16 protein-coding genes and 1 tRNA gene are annotated in these 21,373 nt (G+C 40.2%); all 17 read left to right on the plus strand.

Features of this window, described 5'->3' with window-relative positions:
* Positions 1-1,205, plus strand: a 1,205-nt coding sequence (locus HW098_RS02000) for a DUF1542 domain-containing protein (RefSeq protein WP_176139122.1), incomplete at its 5' end; no start/stop codon positions are given.
* Positions 1,206-1,416: 211 nt separating this feature from the next.
* The gene (gene dprA, locus HW098_RS02005; RefSeq protein ID WP_176139123.1) at positions 1,417-2,265 is read left to right on the plus strand and encodes a DNA-processing protein DprA; all 849 of its coding nucleotides are present in this window, start codon (positions 1,417-1,419) and stop codon (positions 2,263-2,265) included.
* Between the two features lie 596 nt (positions 2,266-2,861).
* On the plus strand, positions 2,862-2,987 hold the full coding sequence (locus HW098_RS10710; protein WP_002892731.1) for a hypothetical protein: 126 nt from the start codon (positions 2,862-2,864) through the stop codon (positions 2,985-2,987).
* Between the two features lie 52 nt (positions 2,988-3,039).
* Complete coding sequence (locus tag HW098_RS02010; protein ID WP_176139124.1) at positions 3,040-4,083, plus strand: TIGR00341 family protein; 1,044 nt, start codon at positions 3,040-3,042, stop codon at positions 4,081-4,083.
* Positions 4,084-4,249: 166 nt separating this feature from the next.
* Positions 4,250-6,337, plus strand: coding sequence for a type I DNA topoisomerase (topA, locus tag HW098_RS02015; protein WP_176139125.1), 2,088 nt, complete (start codon positions 4,250-4,252; stop codon positions 6,335-6,337).
* Positions 6,338-6,441: 104 nt separating this feature from the next.
* Positions 6,442-6,801 carry a YbaN family protein gene (locus HW098_RS02020; RefSeq protein WP_173252891.1) on the plus strand — a complete coding sequence of 120 codons (360 nt, stop codon included), beginning with the start codon at positions 6,442-6,444 and terminating at the stop codon, positions 6,799-6,801.
* 90 nt (positions 6,802-6,891) lie between these two features.
* Entirely contained in the window at positions 6,892-7,524 is a 633-nt protein-coding gene (locus HW098_RS02025) for a copper homeostasis protein CutC (protein WP_176139126.1), read from the plus strand.
* Between the two features lie 43 nt (positions 7,525-7,567).
* A complete protein-coding gene (locus HW098_RS02030; RefSeq protein WP_176139127.1) occupies positions 7,568-8,221 on the plus strand; it encodes an MmcQ/YjbR family DNA-binding protein in 654 nt (217 codons plus the stop codon).
* 317 nt (positions 8,222-8,538) lie between these two features.
* Positions 8,539-10,101, plus strand: coding sequence for a 2-isopropylmalate synthase (locus tag HW098_RS02035; protein WP_176139128.1), 1,563 nt, complete (start codon positions 8,539-8,541; stop codon positions 10,099-10,101).
* An 11-nt stretch (positions 10,102-10,112) separates the two neighbouring features.
* Positions 10,113-11,150: a 3-isopropylmalate dehydrogenase gene (gene leuB / locus HW098_RS02040; RefSeq protein ID WP_176139129.1), complete on the plus strand. Its 1,038-nt coding sequence runs from the start codon at positions 10,113-10,115 to the stop codon at positions 11,148-11,150.
* A complete protein-coding gene (locus HW098_RS02045; protein ID WP_049539794.1) occupies positions 11,147-11,416 on the plus strand; it encodes a DUF1294 domain-containing protein in 270 nt (89 codons plus the stop codon). The genes leuB and HW098_RS02045 overlap by 4 nt, the downstream gene beginning before the upstream one ends.
* A 3-nt stretch (positions 11,417-11,419) precedes the next feature.
* Complete coding sequence (leuC, locus tag HW098_RS02050; RefSeq protein WP_176139130.1) at positions 11,420-12,802, plus strand: 3-isopropylmalate dehydratase large subunit; 1,383 nt, start codon at positions 11,420-11,422, stop codon at positions 12,800-12,802.
* A 9-nt stretch (positions 12,803-12,811) separates the two neighbouring features.
* The gene (gene leuD, locus HW098_RS02055; protein WP_176139131.1) at positions 12,812-13,405 is read left to right on the plus strand and encodes a 3-isopropylmalate dehydratase small subunit; all 594 of its coding nucleotides are present in this window, start codon (positions 12,812-12,814) and stop codon (positions 13,403-13,405) included.
* A gap of 27 nt (positions 13,406-13,432) precedes the next feature.
* Positions 13,433-14,212, plus strand: a complete 780-nt coding sequence (locus tag HW098_RS02060) for a Sua5/YciO/YrdC/YwlC family protein (RefSeq protein ID WP_176139132.1) — start codon at positions 13,433-13,435, stop codon at positions 14,210-14,212.
* 198 nt (positions 14,213-14,410) lie between these two features.
* A complete protein-coding gene (locus HW098_RS02065; protein WP_176139133.1) occupies positions 14,411-15,397 on the plus strand; it encodes a GMP reductase in 987 nt (328 codons plus the stop codon).
* 66 nt (positions 15,398-15,463) lie between these two features.
* Positions 15,464-15,535, plus strand: a tRNA-Arg gene (locus HW098_RS02070).
* Between the two features lie 326 nt (positions 15,536-15,861).
* Positions 15,862-21,288, plus strand: coding sequence for an LPXTG cell wall anchor domain-containing protein (locus tag HW098_RS02075; RefSeq protein ID WP_205403003.1), 5,427 nt, complete (start codon positions 15,862-15,864; stop codon positions 21,286-21,288).
* Positions 21,289-21,373 lie beyond the last annotated feature (85 nt).

A 21,373-nucleotide genomic window follows, 5' to 3' on the forward strand; every position in this document is an offset into this window, starting at 1 on the left:
ACGAGAAGAAGGCTACGATTAATGGTATCCAACATCTTACGAAAGAGGAGAGGGATGCGGCAATCAACAAAGTTGAAGCAGCCTTACGTGATGCGAAATCTAAAGTTGATGCGGCAACCAATCAAACAGGTGTTGAACAAGCTAAGCAGAATGGTCTGACTGCGATTGATAGTGTTGATAATCCAACCCCAGCAACGCATACAGCAGCCTACGAAAAACTTGATCAAAAAGCTAATCTTACCCTTGCTCTTATTGACGAAAATGCGAATCTCTCTCTATTTGAAAAAGAGGAAGCTAAAAACCAAGTAAGACAGGTTCTTCAAGACGCGCTTAAGAGAATTGATCAAGCCAAAACACAAGATGAAATCGATCGAGCGAAGCAAGCAGCTTTATCTAGCATGGATCAGATTCTAGCCGAGGCTATTGCTAAAGCTAATAGTAGAAGACTGTCTGGCCAAGATAAGGATGGTAGTCAAACACCGGCTTCTCCTTCGGATACAGATCAGTCTGGGACAAGTCCTGTGAATCCGCCATCTGCTACAAGAAATCGAAGAACTCCTCCACGTCGCGCTCGTAGAAGCGTTGGATTTGTAGGGAATTCCCAAACAGGTACAAACCCATCGGCTGTGGACAAGTCAGAACTTCGTACTCTAGTAGAGGATCTGGAACGTCGCTTGCAAGACTTGGCAGGTCTATCTCCTGAAGTACTTGAAGAAGCACAGCGTATTTTGGGAGAGGCGCAAGCAGCTCTTGATAATGAAAACTTAACAGCTCAAGAATTGGCAGACCTCCTTGCTAAAGTTAGACAGGTTCTCAATTCTCTACAAACTGGCACATCAGCTGATAAGAGTCAGTCTGCGTCAAACTTAAATAAAGAAGCAGAAAGTACCAAGGAACCTACAAATGCGACAGATGTCCCTCTATATGGTGTCTTTGGAGCTGCAGTGCTCTCTCTTCTAGGAGCTCTCCTCTTTGCGTTGGCTCGTAAGAAAAATTCTCAACTAGATAAGCTTTTAAGAGAATTGAATCAACTTCTAGTTGAGCTAGAGGCTAGCGACAAGGATAAAAAAGTTCTAAACAAGGCTAAGAAATTAGCTGATGAAGCACGACTCTTTGTAGATAGCCATCAAAAAGATTCTCAAAAAGAAGCAGAACTAATTTCTGAAATCAAGACTGTTCTCAGTCAACTCAAAGAAGAAGTCTAGTTTTGAAGAAAACACTACTTTCAGGAACTGAGTGAGTAGCTTTGTAGCTATGATGAGGAAATAATAAAATCTCCAGATTAGGAACCGTCAATGAGTTCTCTAGTCTGGAGATTTTTCAATATACTTCATTATTGGGGGATTACAAATAGTCGGATGTTTTTTGATTTTTTTACGAATAAATAGATGACTAGAAAAAGAAATGGAGTTATTTATGAAAATCACAAACTATGAAATCTATAAGTTAAAAAAATCGGGTTTGACCAATCAACAGATTTTGACAGTCCTAGAATACGGTGAAAATGTTGATCAAGAACTGTTGTTAGGTGATATTGCAGATATATCAGGTTGCCGAAATCCAGCTGTTTTTATGGAACGTTATTTTCAGATAGATGATGCGCATTTGGAGAAGGAGTTTCAAAAATTTCCATCTTTCTCTATTTTAGATGACTGTTACCCTTGGGATTTGAGTGAAATATATGATGCGCCTGTACTTTTATTTTACAAGGGAAATCTTGACCTCTTGAAATTCCCGAAGGTAGCAGTCGTAGGAAGTCGTGCTTGTAGCAAACAGGGAGCTAAGTCAGTTGAAAAAATTATTCAAGGCTTGGAAAATGAACTGGTTATTGTCAGTGGCTTAGCCAAGGGTATCGATACAGCAGCTCATATGGCAGTTCTTCAAAATGGTGGAAAAACCATTGCAGTGATTGGAACAGGTCTGGATGTGTTTTATCCTAAAGCCAATAAACGCTTGCAAGACTACATCGGCAATGATCATCTGATTCTCAGTGAGTATGGACCTGGTGAACAACCTCTGAAATTTCATTTTCCTGCCCGTAATCGCATCATCGCTGGACTTTGCCGTGGTGTGATTGTAGCAGAGGCTAAGATGCGCTCAGGTAGTCTTATTACCTGTGAGAGGGCAATGGAAGAAGGACGCGATGTTTTTGCTATACCTGGTAGCATTTTAGATGGACTATCAGATGGTTGCCATCATTTGATTCAAGAAGGAGCAAAATTGGTCACCAGCGGGCAAGATGTGCTTGCAGAATTTGAATTTTAAAAATGACTTAAGCTAGAATTCTGAGAAAAAATCAATTTTTAATAGAAAATGAAGTAAATATTCCCACAATAAAACGCATAGTATCAGGTTTTTTCATCACTTGATCTTATGCGTTTTTTCTAAGTGAATCAGTAGAGTGGAGGACTTTTCCCAGAGGAAGGAAAGCAATTTAGTGTAATTGAGAAAGGAGAGTTGCTTGTGACTAATCTTGGTCAGCTTCCTGTCAGGGGGGCGTATCATCTAAAATCTTATCAGTAAGGAAAAATAAATTCTTCAAAAGTAGAGATTACAAGGCTTGTTTAAGAAAGAATTCAAAGACCTTGACAGATAAAAATAAAATGGTTATTATAAAAAATGGTCTGAAATTGATGATGATACTCTTCGAAAATCTTTTTACGTCAGTTCAGCTTTGCCTTGCTGTGTTTTGAGCAAGCTACGGTGAGATTTTGAGTTTGATTTTCATTTACTAGAAATGAAGTTGATGAGAGATAGCAATAGATAGTTGCGTCAGGATATGATGGAAAATGATAAAAATACCTCATGAGATTGGCATGTCAGACTACTAAAGCATTGAGTTTGTTAGAATTTTATACTCAATGAAAATCAAAGAGCAAACTAGGAAGCTAGCCGCAGGTTGCTCAAAGCACTGCTTTGAGGTTGTAGATAAGACTGACGAAGTCAGTTACATATATCTACGGCAAGGTGAAGCTGACGTGGTTTGAAGAGATTTTCGAAGAGTATTAGTGACTAGTTAGCTAGGAAAGGAAGATATTTGTGACAAATAATAAACTGTATTCGTTGGTAGAATTTAGAAATAAAATATATGAAGAATTAGAACTTTCCAGAAGTGATTTAGCGATTTTGCTATGTGCCATGCTTATCGCCTCTATCGGATTAAATATGGATTCGACTCCCGTGATTATTGGAGCCATGTTAATCTCTCCTTTGATGACACCTATTCTGGGAGTGGGGCTTTCTCTAGCTATATTTGATTTTAAATTGTTAAGAAAATCTTTTAAAATATTAGCTATTCAAATTCTTGCCAGTTTAATAGCTTCAACACTTTATTTTTATCTTTCTCCCATTTCGTATGCTAGTTCGGAGATTGTTGCTAGAACCTCTCCGACTATTTGGGATGTTCTCATTGCTTTTGTAGGAGGGATAGCTGGTATTATTGGTGCTAGGAAAAAAGAGACCAATAATATTGTCCCTGGTGTCGCTATTGCAACCGCCTTGATGCCTCCTCTTTGTACGGTAGGTTATGCTATTGCTTCTGCTAATCTAAAATTTATCATAGGCTCCTCTTACCTATTCCTCATCAATTGTAGCTTTATTGTCATTGCGACTTATATAGGTGTCAGGTTGATGATGGTTAAGAAGCACTATTTTAGAGATAATGAAGAAGATTATAAAATGCGCAGGATTTTGCTTTTAGTTGCTGTTTTGCTGATGATTCCGAGTTTCATCTCTGCAACGACTTTAGTCAGAGAAACGTTTAAAAAAGAGTCCCTTAATAAATTTATATCAGAGCAGTTTCAGGGACATAATATTTTGAAAAAAACCTATTCTAAAAAGAATCATACCCTAAAGCTAACCATTTCAGGAAATTATTTGACAGAAGAAGAGCTTGATATGATTTCCAGTAAGAGGGGGGACTATGGTTTAAGTGATGTTTCTGTTCAAGTTTCCCAATTGTCTGATTCAGAACAACTTAGCAAGGAAGAACTGGTAGAATATTTCTTCCAGTATATCAAGGATAAGGAAGCGAAAGAAAAGGAAAAAGCCAAGAAATTTGATACAGAGTCTGAGGAACAATAATTTCTTGAGAATAGCTGGTTTTTCTCGTGAGTCTTCTATGTATATCAAAGGAAGACTGAGGTCTTAAGTATAAAACTTTTCTTCTATTATAGTAGCTAAGTCTTGACAGTTATGGCAAAATGGTTTACACTTTATAAAGTTTATTACTTTGAAAAGGTGTGATACTGTGGCTACGGCAACAAAAAAGAAAAAATCAACAGTTAAAAAAAATCTAGTCATCGTGGAGTCGCCTGCTAAGGCGAAAACGATTGAAAAATATCTAGGCAGAAACTACAAGGTTTTAGCCAGTGTCGGGCATATACGTGATTTGAAGAAATCCAGTATGTCCGTCGATATTGAAAATAATTATGAACCGCAATATATCAATATCCGAGGAAAAGGTCCTCTTATCAATGACTTGAAAAAAGAAGCCAAAAAAGCTAATAAAGTCTTTCTCGCAAGTGACCCGGACCGTGAAGGAGAAGCGATTTCTTGGCATTTGTCCCATATTCTCAATTTGGATGAAAATGATGCCAACCGTGTGGTCTTCAATGAAATCACCAAGGATGCGGTCAAAAATGCTTTTAAAGAACCTCGCAAGATTGATATGGACTTGGTCAATGCCCAACAGGCTCGTCGTGTCCTAGACCGCTTGGTGGGCTATTCGATTTCGCCTATTTTGTGGAAAAAGGTCAAGAAGGGCTTGTCAGCAGGTCGCGTTCAGTCTATTGCGCTTAAGTTAATCATTGACCGTGAAAATGAAATCAATTCTTTCCAGCCAGAAGAATACTGGACAATTGATGCTGTCTTTAAAAAGGGAACCAAGCAATTTCAGGCTTCCTTCTATGGAGTAGATGGCAAAAAGCTGAAACTGACTAGTAATGACGAGGTCAAGGAAGTTATGTCTCGTCTGACTAGTAAAGACTTTTCAGTGGATCAGGTAGATAAGAAAGAGCGCAAGCGCAATGCTCCATTACCCTATACTACTTCATCTATGCAGATGGATGCTGCCAATAAAATTAACTTCCGTACTCGAAAGACCATGATGGTTGCCCAACAGCTCTATGAAGGGATCAATATCGGTTCTGGTGTGCAAGGTTTGATTACCTATATGCGTACCGATTCGACTCGTATCAGTCCAGTAGCGCAGAACGAAGCAGCAAGTTTCATTACGGACCGTTTTGGTAGCAAATATTCTAAGCATGGTAGCAAGGTCAAAAATGCATCAGGTGCTCAGGATGCCCATGAGGCTATTCGTCCGTCAAGTGTCTTTAATACACCGGAAAGCATCGCTAAGTATCTGGACAAGGATCAACTCAAGCTTTATACTCTTATTTGGAATCGTTTTGTAGCAAGCCAGATGACAGCTGCTGTCTTTGATACCATGGCCGTTAAATTGTCTCAAAATGGGGTTCAATTTGCTGCCAATGGTAGTCAGGTTAAGTTTGATGGTTATCTTGCCATTTATAATGATTCTGACAAGAATAAGATGTTACCGGACATGGCTGTTGGAGATGTGGTGAAACAGGTTAATAGCAAACCAGAGCAACATTTCACCCAACCGCCTGCTCGTTATTCTGAAGCGACACTGATCAAGACCTTGGAGGAAAATGGGGTTGGACGTCCGTCCACCTATGCGCCCACCATTGAAACTATTCAGAAACGTTATTATGTTCGCCTTGCAGCCAAACGTTTTGAACCGACAGAGTTGGGAGAAATTGTTAATAAGCTCATCGTTGAATATTTCCCAGATATCGTAAACGTGACCTTCACAGCTGAAATGGAAGGCAAACTGGATGATGTCGAAGTCGGAAAAGAGCAGTGGCAACGTGTCATTGATGCCTTTTACAAACCATTCTCTAAAGAGGTTGCCAAGGCTGAAGAAGAAATGGAGAAAATCCAAATCAAGGATGAACCAGCTGGATTTGATTGTGAAGTGTGTGGTAGCCCAATGGTCATTAAACTTGGTCGATTTGGTAAGTTCTACGCTTGTAGCAATTTTCCAGATTGCCGTCATACCCAAGCAATCGTGAAAGAGATTGGTGTTGAGTGTCCAAGTTGTCATCAGGGACAAATCATTGAGCGTAAAACAAAACGTAACCGCCTTTTCTATGGTTGCAATCGCTATCCAGACTGTGAATTTACATCTTGGGACAAGCCTGTTGGTCGTGACTGTCCAAAATGTGGCAACTTCCTCATGGAGAAAAAAGTCCGTGGTGGTGGCAAGCAGGTTGTTTGTAGCAAGGGTGACTACGAAGAAGAAAAGATTAAATAAGAAGAGAGTCCTGAAAGTGAATTTCAGGCTCTTTTGGTTGGAACTTGACAAAATTCATCATTTTATGCGAAACTAGAAGAAGATTATTTTAATTAGGAGTAGTTATGCGTCTTATCTATCTGATAATTGGTTTTTTATCACTGGCCTTGGCAATTGTTGGGGTTGTTTTACCCTTGTTGCCTACAACGCCTTTCCTTTTGTTGTCTATTGCTTGTTTCTCCAGAAGTTCCAAGCGTTTCGAAGATTGGCTTTATCATACCAAGCTCTATCAAGCATATGTTGCTGATTTTCGCGAGACTAGGTCTATTGCGCGTGAACGTAAGAAAAAAATCATCGTATCTATCTACATCTTGATGGGAATTTCCATTTATTTTGCCCCTCTTTTACCAGTCAAAATCGGTCTGGGAGCCTTGACCATCTTTATCACTTATTATCTCTTCAAGGTCATTCCGGACAAAGAATAAAAAATAGTAACAGTTTTCCTTGATATAAATGAAAGCATATTCACAACAATATGATATAATAAATTTAAAGTAATACTCAAGGAGAATCAAATGATTTACGAATTTTGTGCTGAAAATGTGACCTTGCTTGAAAAAGCTATGCAGGCTGGAGCTCGTCGAATCGAACTCTGTGATAATCTAGCAGTGGGAGGAACAACACCCAGCTATGGAGTGACCAAGGCGGCGGTTGAATTGGCAGCTAACTACGATACGACCATCATGACCATGATTCGTCCACGTGGTGGCGACTTTGTCTATAATGACCTAGAAATTGCAATCATGCTAGAAGACATTCGTTTGACTGCTCAGGCTGGAAGTCAAGGGGTTGTTTTTGGGGCTTTAACTGCTGATAAGAAGTTGGATAAAGCTAATCTTGAAAAGTTGATAGCTGCATCAAAAGGAATGGAAATTGTCTTCCACATGGCCTTTGATGAATTGAGCGAAGAAGACCAGTTGGAAGCTATTGACTGGCTCAGCCAAGCTGGTGTTACTCGTATCCTAACTCGTGCTGGTGTGTCTGGTGACTCCTTAGAAAAACGTTTTGCCCACTATCACAGAATTTTGGAGCATGCTAAAGGTAAAATTGAAATTCTACCAGGTGGGGGGATTGACTTGGACAACCGTCAAACCTTTATCGACCAGCTAGGCGTGACACAATTACATGGAACCAAGGTTGTCTTTTAAAAAATAGAAAGGAACTGCTAGCTTTTGGTAGCAGTTTTCACTTATGTTTGAAATTTTTAAATCCTATCAATTTAATCAAGAAAAGGCTCATGCTTATGGTTTTATAGAAAATAGTGGAGTTTGGACCTATAGTTGCCAGATTTTGCAGGGTGACTTTGTCATGACAGTCTCCATCACTACTGAAAATGTGCGTTTTCAGGTCTTTGATCAGGAAATGGGTGACCTCTATCCTCAAGTTCATATGGAAAGTATGACAGGAAGTTTTGTTGGAAATGTCCGTGAGGCTTGTCTGGAGATTCTCTACCAGATTCGGAAGGCTTGTTTTGATGTGCAAGATTTTGTCTGTCCTCAGACTAAGCGTATCATGGCTCAAGTTCAGGAAAAATATGGTAATCAGTTGGAATATCTGTGGGAGAAATCTCCTGATACGGCAGTGTTAAGACATGAAGGCAACAAAAAGTGGTATGCCGTCTTGATGAAAATCTCTTGGAATAAGTTGGAAAAGGGCAGAGAAGGACAAGTGGAAGCAGTCAATCTCAAGCATGACCAAGTAGCTGATTTGCTTTCAAAAAAGGGCATTTATCCAGCTTTTCATATGAACAAACGCTACTGGATTAGTGTGACGCTTGATGATACTTTGGTAGATGAAGAAGTACTGGAATTGATAGAAAGAAGTTGGAAGTTAACCTCTAAATAATGAAACATTTCAAGATTTTTTCAATAACTTTCAATTAGCAAAATATTCTCTACTGAAGAAATTTTCAGAAAATATTGGATTTTTTCTTGACAAGCGCTTTTGTCTATGCTAAAATACTAAACAAGATATCAAACGAAGGAGAAAGTCAAACATGAAAACAGCTAAGTTTAATCAATTTGCTTTGTTGTTGAGGTACTCGGGCTAGTGCAAAAAGCATTAGTCCTGTTTGGCTTACCAAGCGGGAGTAAATCAACATCTCGCTTGGGTTTCTGAGCGAGATGTTTTTTTAAAATCACATTTGGAAAAGGGGAAATCTTATGCGAACAGTTGAATTTCTAGATACCAGTCTTCGGGATGGAGAGCAGACACCCGGTGTTAACTTTTCAATCAAGGAAAAAATTGCCATAGCAAGACAGCTGGAGAAATGGGGCATTTCGGCCATTGAAGCTGGTTTTCCAGCGGCTAGCCCAGACTCATTTACGGCAGTGCAGGAGATTGCTAAGGCCTTGAAGAAAACAGCGGTGACTGGTTTGGCACGTTCGGTCAAGTCTGATATTGATGCTTGTTATGAAGCCCTCAAGGACGCCAAGTATCCACAAGTTCACGTCTTTATTGCTACCAGTCCGATTCATCGTAAGTATAAACTCAATAAGAGCAAGGAAGAGATTTTGGAAGCAATCAGTGAGCATGTTTCTTATGCCCGTTCTAAGTTTGAAGTGGTAGAATTCTCTCCAGAAGATGCAACTAGAACAGAGTTGGATTTCCTCTTGCAAGTTGTTCAAACAGCGGTTGATGCAGGTGCGACTTATATCAATATTCCTGATACGGTTGGATTTACCACGCCAGAGGAGTACGGAGCTATCTTCAAATACTTGATTGAGAATGTCAAGACGGATCGTCAGATCATCTATTCGCCTCACTGTCACGATGACCTTGGAATGGCAGTGGCTAATAGCCTTGCTGCTGTCAAGAATGGGGCAGGACGTGTTGAAGGAACTATCAACGGTATTGGTGAGAGAGCTGGAAATGCTGCTTTGGAAGAAATAGCAGTTGCTCTCAATATTCGCCAAGACTACTACCAAGCAGAAACCAGTATTGTCCTAAATGAGACCATCAATACGTCAGAAATGGTTTCTCGCTTCTCAGGAATTCCAGTTCCTAAAAACAAGGCCGTTGTTGGTGGCAATGCCTTTTCTCACGAATCTGGTATTCACCAAGATGGAGTCCTTAAAAATCCTCTTACTTATGAGATTATCACCCCTGAATTGGTCGGTGTCAAGAGTAATAGCCTCCCACTTGGAAAATTGTCTGGTCGCCATGCCTTTGTCGAGAAACTGAGAGAATTGGCCCTAGACTTTACAGAAGAGGACATCAAACCACTCTTCGCCAAGTTCAAGGCACTGGCCGACAAGAAACAAGAAATCACAGATGCAGATATTCGAGCGCTGGTCGCTGGAACTATGATTGAAAATCCAGAAGGATTCCACTTTGATGATTTACAACTGCAAACCCATGCGAATAATGACATCGAAGCACTCGTTAGCCTGGCTAATATGGATGGTGAGAAGGTCGAATTTAATGCGACAGGTCAAGGTTCCGTTGAAGCGATCTTTAACGCTATCGACAAGTTCTTTAATCAATCCGTCCGCTTGGTGTCCTATACCATTGATGCGGTAACAGATGGTATTGATGCCCAGGCTCGGGTCTTGGTCACTGTTGAAAACAGAGATACAGAAACCATCTTTAACGCAGCAGGTCTTGATTTCGATGTGTTGAAGGCTTCAGCAATTGCCTATATCAATGCCAATACCTTTGTTCAAAAAGAGAATGCTGGTGAAATGGGACGCAGTGTTTCTTACCGCGATATGCCTAGTGTGTAAAGGAGAAGGCTATGACAAAGAAAATAGTAGCTCTAGCAGGGGACGGAATTGGCCCAGAAATCATGGAGGCTGGTTTAGAAGTTCTGGAGGCTCTAGCTGAAAAAACAGATTTTGACTATGAGGTTGACAGACGACCCTTCGGAGGTGCAGGTATTGATGCAGCAGGGCATCCCTTACCTGATGAAACCCTCAAGGCATGTAGAGAAGCAGATGCCATTCTCCTAGCGGCTATCGGTAGTCCTCAGTATGATGGGGCAGCGATTCGGCCTGAACAAGGCTTGCTGGCTCTCCGTAAGAAACTCAATCTCTATGCTAATATTCGCCCTGTAAAAATCTTTGACAGTCTTAAGCATTTGTCACCACTCAAACCGGAACGAATTGCTGGTGTAGACTTTGTCGTGGTACGTGAGTTGACAGGTGGGATTTATTTTGGGGATCATATCCTTGAAGAAAGAAAAGCGCGTGATATCAACGACTATAGTTATGAGGAAGTGGAGCGGATTATTCGTAAGGCCTTTGAAATTGCAAGAAATCGCAGAAAAATCGTTACTAGCATCGATAAGCAAAATGTATTAGCTACATCAAAACTCTGGCGTAGAGTGGCTGAGGAGGTCGCACAGGATTTTCCAGATGTAACATTGGAACACCAATTGGTCGACTCAGCTGCTATGCTTATGATTACCAATCCTGCCAAGTTTGATGTTATCGTGACAGAGAATCTTTTCGGAGATATTCTCTCTGATGAATCAAGCGTTCTATCTGGCACGCTTGGCGTCATGCCATCAGCTAGTCATTCTGAAAAGGGTCCAAGCCTCTATGAGCCCATTCACGGTTCAGCACCTGATATTGCAGGTCAAGGAATTGCTAATCCTATTTCCATGATTTTATCAGTTGCCATGATGTTGAGAGACAGTTTTGGACGTTATGAGGATGCGGAACGTATCGAGCGTGCTGTTGAGGCAAGTTTAGCGGCTGGCATTTTAACGAGAGATATAGGTGGACAGGCTTCGACCAATGAAATGACGGAAGCTATTATTGCAAGGTTATGAAGTTAGACGAAAAAATTACTCTAGTCCTTTTGATTTGGAATGTCATGGTTTTCTTGATTTATGGTATTGACAAATCCAAGGCAAGGAGAAGAGCTTGGCGCATCCCAGAGAAAATCTTACTCATTTTAGCCTTTACTTGTGGTGGTTTTGGAGCTTGGTTAGCAGGAATTACTTTTCATCACAAGACTAGAAAATGGTACTTTAAGACAGTTTGGTTTCTCGGGATGGTGACCACACTAGTAGCCTTATATTTTATTTGGAGGTAATGGATGGCAGGAAAATCGATTTTTGATAAATTATGGGACCGTCATGTCATCACAGGAGAAGAGGGGCAGCCGCAACTCATGTATGTGGATCAGCACTATATTCATGAAGTGACCAGCCCTCAAGCCTTTCAAGGTTTGCGAGATGCAGGTCGCAGATTGAGACGACCAGACTTGACATTTGGAACCTTTGACCACAATGTTCCGACAGTCAATATCTACGATATTCGAGATGTGATTTCTAAGGCTCAAATTGATAAGCTTGCTGAAAATGTTGAGGAATTTGGGATTGAACATGCGGCCCACGGTTCTGAAAAACAGGGGATCGTTCACATGGTTGGTCCAGAAACAGGACGAACCCAACCAGGGAAATTTATCGTCTGTGGGGATAGCCATACAGCAACTCACGGTGCTTTCGGAGCTATCGCCTTTGGAATTGGGACCAGTGAGGTCGAACATGTCTTCGCTACCCAGACACTCTGGCAGGTCAAACCCAAGAAAATGCTGGTGGAATTTACAGGTGTTCCTCAAAAAGGAGTTTATTCCAAGGATTACATTTTAGCCTTGATTGCCAAGTACGGCGTTGCCTGTGGTGTTGGTTATGTCGTGGAATATCGGGGTCAAGCTATTGATGCACTGAGCATGGAAGAGCGAATGACCATCTGCAATATGTCCATCGAGTTTGGATCTAAGATGGGAATCATGAATCCGGACCAAACCACCTATGATTATCTCAAGGGTCGCGAGTGTGTTCCAGAGAATTTCGAAGAGGCTGTGGCGGATTGGAAAACAATTGTCAGTGATGAGGATGCCGTTTACGATAAGGTTATCCGGATGGATGTCTCAGACTTGGCTCCCATGGTGACTTGGGGCACCAATCCTGCTATGGGGGTTGACTTTGACAGTAGCTTCCCAGAAATTAAGGATATGAATGATGAGCGAGCCTACAATTACATGGACTTGGAGCCTGGTCAAAAGCCAGCTGATATTGAACTAGGCTATATCTTTATCGGTTCTTGTACCAATGCTCGTCTCAGTGACTTGCAACTAGCTGCTCGATTTGTTAAAGGAAAGAAGATTGCTCCTAACCTAACGGCTATCGTGGTTCCGGGCTCTCGTCCTGTCAAACGAGCTGCTGAGAAGTTGGGCTTGGACAAGGTCTTTCTAGATGCTGGTTTTGAGTGGAGAGACCCAGGTTGTTCTATGTGCCTAGGGATGAATCCTGACAAGGTACCTGATGGTGTTCACTGCGCCTCAACCAGCAATCGAAACTTTGAAGACAGGCAGGGATTTGGAGCTAAGACCCATCTCTGCAGTCCAGCCATGGCAGCTGCGGCAGCTATTGCAGGGCGCTTCGTAGATGTTCGACAAATGCCAGAAGCCCAGTAAGGAGAGGATATGGAGAAATTTACAGTTTATACAGGAACGACCGTTCCTCTCATGAATGATAACATCGACACCGACCAAATCCTACCCAAGCAGTTTCTCAAGTTAATTGATAAAAAAGGCTTTGGTAAGTACCTCATGTATGCTTGGCGTTATCTGGACGATCTCTATACTGAGGACCCAGACTTTGTATTTAACCGACCTGAATATCGCAAAGCCAGTATTCTCATTTCAGGGGATAACTTCGGCGCAGGGTCTTCGAGGGAACACGCAGCTTGGGCTCTAGCAGACTACGGTTTTAAAGTCGTGATTGCAGGGTCTTTTGGGGATATTCATTACAATAATGAACTCAATAATGGCATGTTGCCTATTGTTCAACCCAGAGAGGTTCGAGAGAAACTAGCCCAGCTACAACCGACTGACCAGATAACTGTGGACTTGGAACAACAGAAAATCATCTCACCAGTTGGAGAATTCACTTTCGAAATCGATAGCGAGTGGAAACACAAGCTCTTAAATGGTTTGGATGATATCGGAATTACCTTGCAGTACGAAGATTTGATTGCTGCTTATGAAAAACAACGACCAGCCTACTGGCAGGGTTAGAAGAAAAATAGAAAAGGAAATAGAACTATGACAAAACACATTCAATGGAACGGAACACTTTCACAAGAAGGCTATGACATTTTAAAAGGTGAGGGCGGATGTATCGTTTGCCCTACAAAAGTTGGTTACATCATCATGACCAGTGATAAGGCAGGACTCGAACGCAAGTTCGCAGCTAAAGAACGTAACCGTAATAAACCAGGTGTGGTTCTCTGTGGTAGCATGGATGAGCTTCGTGCTTTAGCACAACTCAACCCAGAAATTGAAGCCTTCTACCAAAAACATTGGGATGAAGATATTCTTCTTGGTTGTATCCTTCCTTGGAAACCAGAAGCCTTTGAAAAACTCAAAGCATACGGTGATGGCCGTGAAGAACTGATGACTGATGTGCGTGGTACTAGCTGTTTCGTTATCAAGTTTGGGAAAGCTGGTGAACAATTGGCTGCCAAACTTTGGGAAGAAGGCAAGATGGTTTATGCCTCATCAGCTAACCCATCTGGAAAAGGAAATCGTGGTAAGGTAGAGGGTATCGGAGAACGCATCGAAGGGGCAGTTGACCTTGTTATCGAGGCGGACGACTATGTGGCATCTATCCAGCCTGACAAAACGATTGAAACACGCTACGAGCAAGGTGTGATGGTCTCTATGGTCGATAAAGACGGTAAACTCATCCCAGAACAAGGAGGAGCACGTTCAACTTCACCAGCTCCAGTTGTAATCCGCAAAGGGCTTGACATTGATAAGATTATGATGCACCTGTCAGACTCCTTTAACTCATGGGACTACCGCCAAGGCGAGTATTATTAGGATAGAGAAGAAGTGGGGAGAAAATAATCTCTCCTTTCTTTTGTTATTTACACAATAAAATCCGAACAATATAATTTAATTTATAACGTTATTTGACAAAAACTGTACTTTAGTTTATAATAAATTAAGGAAACGTCGGAAAAGGCGTAGTGATGCGAGAGCATAGGTAGGTCATTACAAAAGAAACGAGACATCGATATGTTAAATGAATTTCCAATTTTCGATTACGAAGATATTCAATTGATTCCAAATAAATGTGTGATTAAAAGCCGTGCAGAAGCGGACACAAGTGTCACTCTAGGAAAGCACACCTTTAAACTACCTGTTGTGCCAGCTAATATGCAGACGATTTTGGATGAAAATGTAGCAGAGCAACTGGCTAAAGGTGGGTACTTCTACATTATGCACCGTTTTGATGAGGCAGGACGTATTCCTTTTATTAAACGCATGCACGATCAAGGGCTCATTGCTTCTATCTCTGTCGGCGTTAAGGACTATGAGTATGATTTTGTTAGCCAGCTCAAGGCTGATGCTCCTGAGTACATCACGATTGACATTGCTCATGGTCATGCGGATAGCGTGATTTCTATGATTCAACACATCAAGAAAGAATTGCCAGATACCTTTGTCATTGCTGGAAATGTGGGAACGCCAGAAGCTGTGCGTGAATTGGAAAATGCTGGTGCGGATGCCACTAAGGTCGGAATTGGTCCTGGTAAGGTTTGTATCACCAAGGTCAAGACTGGTTTTGGTACAGGTGGTTGGCAGTTGGCTGCTCTCCGTTGGTGTGCCAAGGCTGCCCGTAAACCGATTATCGCTGATGGAGGAATTCGTACTCACGGCGACATTGCCAAGTCTATCCGTTTCGGTGCCAGCATGGTCATGATTGGTTCCCTCTTTGCAGGACACGTCGAAAGTCCAGGAAAAACGATTGAAGTCGATGGTGAACAGTTCAAAGAGTACTATGGTTCAGCCTCACAATATCAAAAAGGTGCTTACAAAAATGTGGAAGGCAAACGTATCTTGCTTCCTGCTAAAGGTCATCTGCAAGACACTTTAACTGAGATGGAACAAGACCTTCAAAGTGCTATTTCCTATGCAGGTGGACGTCAGGTTGCTGACCTTAAACACGTTGATTATGTTATCGTGAAAAACTCGATCTGGAATGGGGATGCTTCCCACTAAGACGGGCCATCTGACCAGAAAAAAACTTGTTATTAGAGCAAATTTCTGTTATAATAAAACAAGTTTCCACCCTTAGTGTAATGGATATCACGTAAGATTCCGGTTCTTGAGATGGGGGTTCGATTCCCTCAGGGTGGATGTAAATAGCTCAGGAGTCTGAGTATAAATAGAACAAATCATAAAACACATCATATCATGTCTAGTAAAACCTTGATACGATGTGTTTTATTTTTTTATAATGCACAGATTTTCTAAATTCTTAACAATGTAATAAATGATTCAACAATCCTCTTTCTGATATTAGAAGTTAGTGGAAGTAATATACAGAAGAGATAAAATATTTTGTACGTCAAAGTTGTCTAATTATGAACAAAATGATATACTAAAATCAACAATTTAGATTTCTTTCTCAATAAGTTACTAGGTTGATATATATATATATATATATATGGAGGCTTGATATTTTGTCAAATAAAAAGGAAATTTTTTCCATTCGTAAATTAAAAAATGGTCGTTCAGACTCAGTAAAAATAGGTACTCTCGGACTCATTATGGGTGCTGCTATCGCTTTGTCTGTCAACACTCAGTCTGTAGAAGCTGCTATTATCGATAACAAAGATGGAACTACTACTATATTAAATAGCAAGGGTTCTATCACAGTAGATACAGCACATGTGAAAATTGAGAGTGATGATGATGATTCAAAAGATTTTGATCCTAATCCAAAACCGAATGAAACAGGTACAGATAAAATTACTAAAATAGGTAAGGTAGACTACAAATATGTATCAACTGATGGAACTGTTTTAGAAGAAGATCAAAATCAAGATGCAGGCTTTGAAAAACAAATTTCTGTAGATTATGAAGTATACGGAAAATATGGAAAAGTCTTCAAATCATTAACAGGTAACGAAATTACCGATACTGATTTAACCAAGGCAAAAGAGCACGGTGCCGTAGGAAAAGATACTATTGTAAAAAACAATACTACCTATCATAAGATTGGGGATCCAGCTGTAGAAATTACAGGTGATGGAGGAGGGGTATACTCTGACTCTACTCTTGGAAATGTGACTGCAAAACTAACTTCTGAAGGTCTTGTTCAAAATGATGGGAAAATTAACCACAGTGGGGTTAAACCAGGAGGTCGTAGCTGGATTGTCGAAGAAACTGGCAAGGGGACTTATGGCAAATATGTATTAGCCGATACACCAGCCACTACATCTGATAAATGGCTAGAAGATACATTCAAGGCAGGAGAAGCCACAGCAAAAGATTATACTTCTACGAATATCGCTGCAGATGGTGGTGTCAAGGAAGGTGATTATGTTTTCGTATTAGAAAAAAATACCTTTGTAACAGCTAGTCGGACTAACATTTCCTATACACAGGTTTATGATATGCAAATTCCTGAAGGTATAGATGATATGAAGGGATTTTATAGCTATATTTCGCAGCACAAAGATAATCCAGATACTGTTACTATCCCAGAAACGAAAACCCTTTTAAATAACTATGTGAAATATTTAAAAAGGTATAACTTGGCAGATACCGAAGCCAATTTTAAGAGTTTTTTTATTTTCGGGAACGGAGAAGACTCATATTCACAAGATATGGCTGCTAAAGTATTTCGAAGTAGTACTCTTGATTCCGAAAAACGCCCTGCAGATGATGTTGAATTCAGCGGTGATAATATTGACTTTCAAAACTTATCCATTGGAGGTGGCTATTTCGGCACAAATGCAACCGTTGGCCAGGGTTATTATGAAGACTATAGTTATACGATAAAATATACTCCTCTTAGAGCTTATCGTTTAGGTAGTGGTCATACTACTATCACTTACACTTATAGTCCAGAAGTAACGAGTAGAGTTGAAAAGAAAGGCTCGGTTACCGTACATTATCAAACAGAAGACGGGACAACTCTTAAAGATTCATATAATGATACTGTAGATGCGGTAGTAGAAGTTGAAACAAAAACTTACTATCTTGATGCCAATAATCAAGAAGTAGTTGTTAATACAAGCAAAAATACAGAAAACGTTACATATAATACTAAAGAAAACGATACTGAAAAGCCTCAAAGATTAGAAGCGAATGGTTCTGTTTACTATATAAAAGAGAATGGAACAAAAACTACGGTAAATGGTGTTCCCCAAACGTCACCAGCAGAAGAAGGTCCCGTTGTAGAAGGAACTACAGAAGTAACCTATGTTTATGAAAAAGCTGGATCAGTCATCGTTAACTACAAAACAGAAGATGGAACAGCTCTTACAGGTACAGTAGTTGGAGACGAAAGCAAAACTGTAGCTTCAGGTACGAAAGATGTTGATAATGGTAAACCAGGAGAACCATACAACACTGCAGATAACGGAATGAAACCAACTCGTGTTAAAACTGCAGAAGGGAAAGTATACAAATTGGTTGAAGGTTCAACTGAAGGTGAAGAAACAGGTACAGTAGTAGCTGGAGAAACGAAACAAGTAACATACGTTTATAAAGAAGTTACTGGCGACGTAGTCGTTCACTATGTTGACACAGAAGGTCACACAATCGCAGCTGATAAAGATGACCTTAAAGGTGCATCTCTAAGCGAAAAATATGATACTGCTGTTGATAACAAACCAGAAAAAATCACTGCAGAAGACGGAACTGTTTACTACATTACAAAAGCTGGTCTTAAAGACGGTTCTAAACCAGAAACTGGAGATGTTGTTGAAGGTACAACAGAAGTAACTTACGTTTATGAAAAAGCAGGTTCAGTTCTGGTTCATTACGTTGATACAGAAGGCAATCCACTCCAAGGAACCAATGAAAATCAACAACCAGTGACTCAAACGGTTACAGATACTGATAATGCCAAAGCCGGTTCAGACTACGATACACAAGATCATAAACCAGCAAGCATTACTACAGCAGAAGGTAAAGTTTATAAACTGGTTCCTCAAAGTACTAGAGGAAATGAAATAGGCAAGGTTGTCGCAGGCCAAACTCTTGAAGTGACCTATGTATACCAAGAAGCTAAAGGAAATGTCATCGTTAAATTCCAAGATACAGAAGGAAATCCTATTGCGGATGATGAAAATGATGAAACAAACGCTTCTCTTAATACAAACTACAACACGTCAGAACATAAGAAAGCGACTATCGTAAAAGATGGTGTCACTTACTATCTAACTGATAAAGCTCTCAAAGACGGCTCTAAACCAGAAGAAGGACCTGTTGTAGAAGGAACAACAGAAGTAACCTATGTCTATGAAAAAGCCGGTTCAGTAGTAGTTCATTATACAGATCAAGAAGGGAATCCAATATCAGGAACAGATCCAGAAGGAAATAATGTCCCTGAAACTAATAATGATACAACAGATGGCAGACCAGGTTCTGATTATGATACTTCTGACAACGGAATGAAACCAAACCGTATTAAAACTGCAGAAGGAAAAGTATACGAATTAGTACCTGCTTCTACAATCGGAGAAGAAACTGGTAAAGTAGTAGCTGGAGATACTGTAGAAGTAACATACGTTTATAAAGAAGTTAAAGGGAATGTAGTTGTTAAGTATGAAGACACAGAAGGTAACCCACTTGCTGCTGACGAACAAGATGAAACAGATGCTTCTCTAAACGTTAAATACGATACAGCTGACCACAAAAAAGATGAAATCACTAAAGATGGTGTTAAATACTACCTAACAGCTAAAGCACTTAAAGACGGTTCTAAAGAAACTGGAGATGTTGTTGAAGGTACAACAGAAGTAACTTACGTTTACGAAAAAGCAGGATCAGTTCTTGTTCATTACGTTGATACAGAAGGCAATCCACTCCAAGGAACTAACGAAAATCAACAACCAGTGACTCAAACGGTTACGGATACTGATAATGCCAAAGCCGGTTCAGACTATGATACACAAGATCATAAACCAGCAAGCATTACTACAGCAGATGGTAAAGTTTATAAACTGGTTTCTCAAAGTACTAGAGGAAATGAAACAGGCAAGGTTGTTGCAGGGCAAACTCTTGAAGTAACTTATGTATATCAAGAAGCTAAAGGAAATGTCATCGTTAAATTCCAAGATACAGAAGGCAATCCTATTGCGGATGATGAAAATGATGAAACAAACGCTTCTCTTAATACAAACTACAACACGTCAGAACATAAGAAAGCGACTATCGTAAAAGATGGTATCACTTACTATCTAACTGATAAAGCCCTAAAAGACGGCTCTAAACCAGAAGAAGGACCTGTTGTAGAAGGAACTACAGAAGTAACCTACGTCTATGAAAAAGCAGGTTCAGTTCTTGTTCATTATGTTGATACAGAAGGCAATCCACTCCAAGGAACCAACGAAAATCAACAACCAGTGACTCAAACGGTTACAGATACTGATAATGCCAAAGCCGGTTCAGACTACGATACAAGAGATTATAAACCAACAAGTATTACTACAGCAGAAGGTAAAGTTTATAAACTGGTTCCTCAAAGTACTAGAGGAAATGAAATAGGCAAGGTTGTCGCAGGCCAAACTCTTGAAGTGACCTATGTATACCAAGAAGCTAAAGGAAATGTCATCGTTAAATTCCAAGATACAGAAGGAAATCCTATTGCGGATGATGAAAATGATGAAACAAACGCTTCTCTTAATACAAACTACAATACGTCAGAACATAAGAAAGCGACTATCGTAAAAGATGGTGTCACTTACTATCTAACTGATAAAGCTCTCAAAGACGGTTCTAAACCAGAAACTGGAGATGTTGTAGAAGGAACTACAGAAGTAACCTACGTCTATGAAAAAGCAGGTTCAGTTCTTGTTCATTATGTTGATACAGAAGGCAATCCACTCCAAGGAACCAACGAAAATCAACAACCAGTGACTCAAACGGTTACAGATACTGATAATGCCAAAGCCGGTTCAGACTACGATACAAGAGATCATAAACCAACAAGTATTACTACAGCAGAAGGTAAAGTTTATAAACTGGTTCCTCAAAGTACTAGAGGAAATGAAACAGGAAAGGTTGTCGCAGACCAAACTCTTGAAGTGACTTATGTATATCAAGAAGCTAAAGGAAATGTCATCGTTAAATTCCAAGATACAGAAGGAAATCCTATTGCGGATGATGAAAATGATGAAACAAACGCTTCTCTTAATACAAACTACAACACGTCAGAACATAAGAAAGCGACTATCGTAAAAGATGGTGTCACTTACTATCTAACTGATAAAGTCCTAAAAGACGGCTCTAAACCAGAAGAAGGAACTGTTGTAGAAGGAACTACAGAAGTAACCTATGTCTATGAAAAAGCCGGTTCAGTTCTTGTTCATTACGTTGATACAGAAGGCAATCCACTCCAAGGAACCAATGAAAATCAACAACCAGTAACTCAAACAGTTACGGATACTGATAATGCCAAAGCCGGTTCAGACTACGATACACAAGATCATAAACCAACAAGTATTACTACAGCAGAAGGTAAAGTTTATAAACTGGTTCCTCAAAGTACTAGAGGAAATGAAACAGGCAAGGTTGTTGCAGGGCAAACTCTTGAAGTAACTTATGTATACATTCTGGAAAACGCCGTACCAGAGCCTAAGCCAGAGCCTAAACCAGAGCCTAAGCCGGAACCTAAGCCAGAGCCTAAGCCGGAACCTAAACCAGAGCCTAATCCGGAACCTAAACCAGAGCCTAAGCCAGAGCCTAAGCCGGAACCTAAACCAGAGCCTAATCCAGAAAAATCAAATAGTATCCAGCCGGAATCAAAGAAATCAGAAGAAAAACTACCGAATACTGGTACAGAAAAAAATACGAACGTATCAACTATGGGATTACTAGCTATGGTAACAGGATTGGCATTAGGGTTATTTAAGAAAAAAGAAGAATCAGAATAACTCAATCTTTTGATTAGTTATTAGCTGAACTTATAATAACTAAATAGTGACTTCAATCAAATGTCTTAATTATTAAATTAAAATT

The organism is Streptococcus sp. 1453 (assembly GCF_013276955.1).
Taxonomy (GTDB): domain Bacteria; phylum Bacillota; class Bacilli; order Lactobacillales; family Streptococcaceae; genus Streptococcus.

Bases quoted from the DNA above. Each gene is read 5' to 3' on its own strand.
- HW098_RS02060 (WP_176139132.1), top strand. From the start codon at position 13,433: ATGACAAAACACATTCAATGGAACGGAACACTTTCACAAGAAGGCTAT.
- leuB (WP_176139129.1), top strand. From the start codon at position 10,113: ATGACAAAGAAAATAGTAGCTCTAGCAGGGGACGGAATTGGCCCAGAA.
- HW098_RS02025 (WP_176139126.1), top strand. From the start codon at position 6,892: ATGATTTACGAATTTTGTGCTGAAAATGTGACCTTGCTTGAAAAAGCT.
- HW098_RS02035 (WP_176139128.1), top strand. From the start codon at position 8,539: ATGCGAACAGTTGAATTTCTAGATACCAGTCTTCGGGATGGAGAGCAG.
- HW098_RS02020 (WP_173252891.1), top strand. From the start codon at position 6,442: ATGCGTCTTATCTATCTGATAATTGGTTTTTTATCACTGGCCTTGGCA.
- HW098_RS02045 (WP_049539794.1), top strand. From the start codon at position 11,147: ATGAAGTTAGACGAAAAAATTACTCTAGTCCTTTTGATTTGGAATGTC.
- HW098_RS02065 (WP_176139133.1), top strand. From the start codon at position 14,411: ATGTTAAATGAATTTCCAATTTTCGATTACGAAGATATTCAATTGATT.
- leuD (WP_176139131.1), top strand. From the start codon at position 12,812: ATGGAGAAATTTACAGTTTATACAGGAACGACCGTTCCTCTCATGAAT.
- dprA (WP_176139123.1), top strand. From the start codon at position 1,417: ATGAAAATCACAAACTATGAAATCTATAAGTTAAAAAAATCGGGTTTG.
- leuC (WP_176139130.1), top strand. From the start codon at position 11,420: ATGGCAGGAAAATCGATTTTTGATAAATTATGGGACCGTCATGTCATC.
- HW098_RS02030 (WP_176139127.1), top strand. From the start codon at position 7,568: ATGTTTGAAATTTTTAAATCCTATCAATTTAATCAAGAAAAGGCTCAT.
- HW098_RS10710 (WP_002892731.1), top strand. From the start codon at position 2,862: ATGAAAATCAAAGAGCAAACTAGGAAGCTAGCCGCAGGTTGCTCAAAG.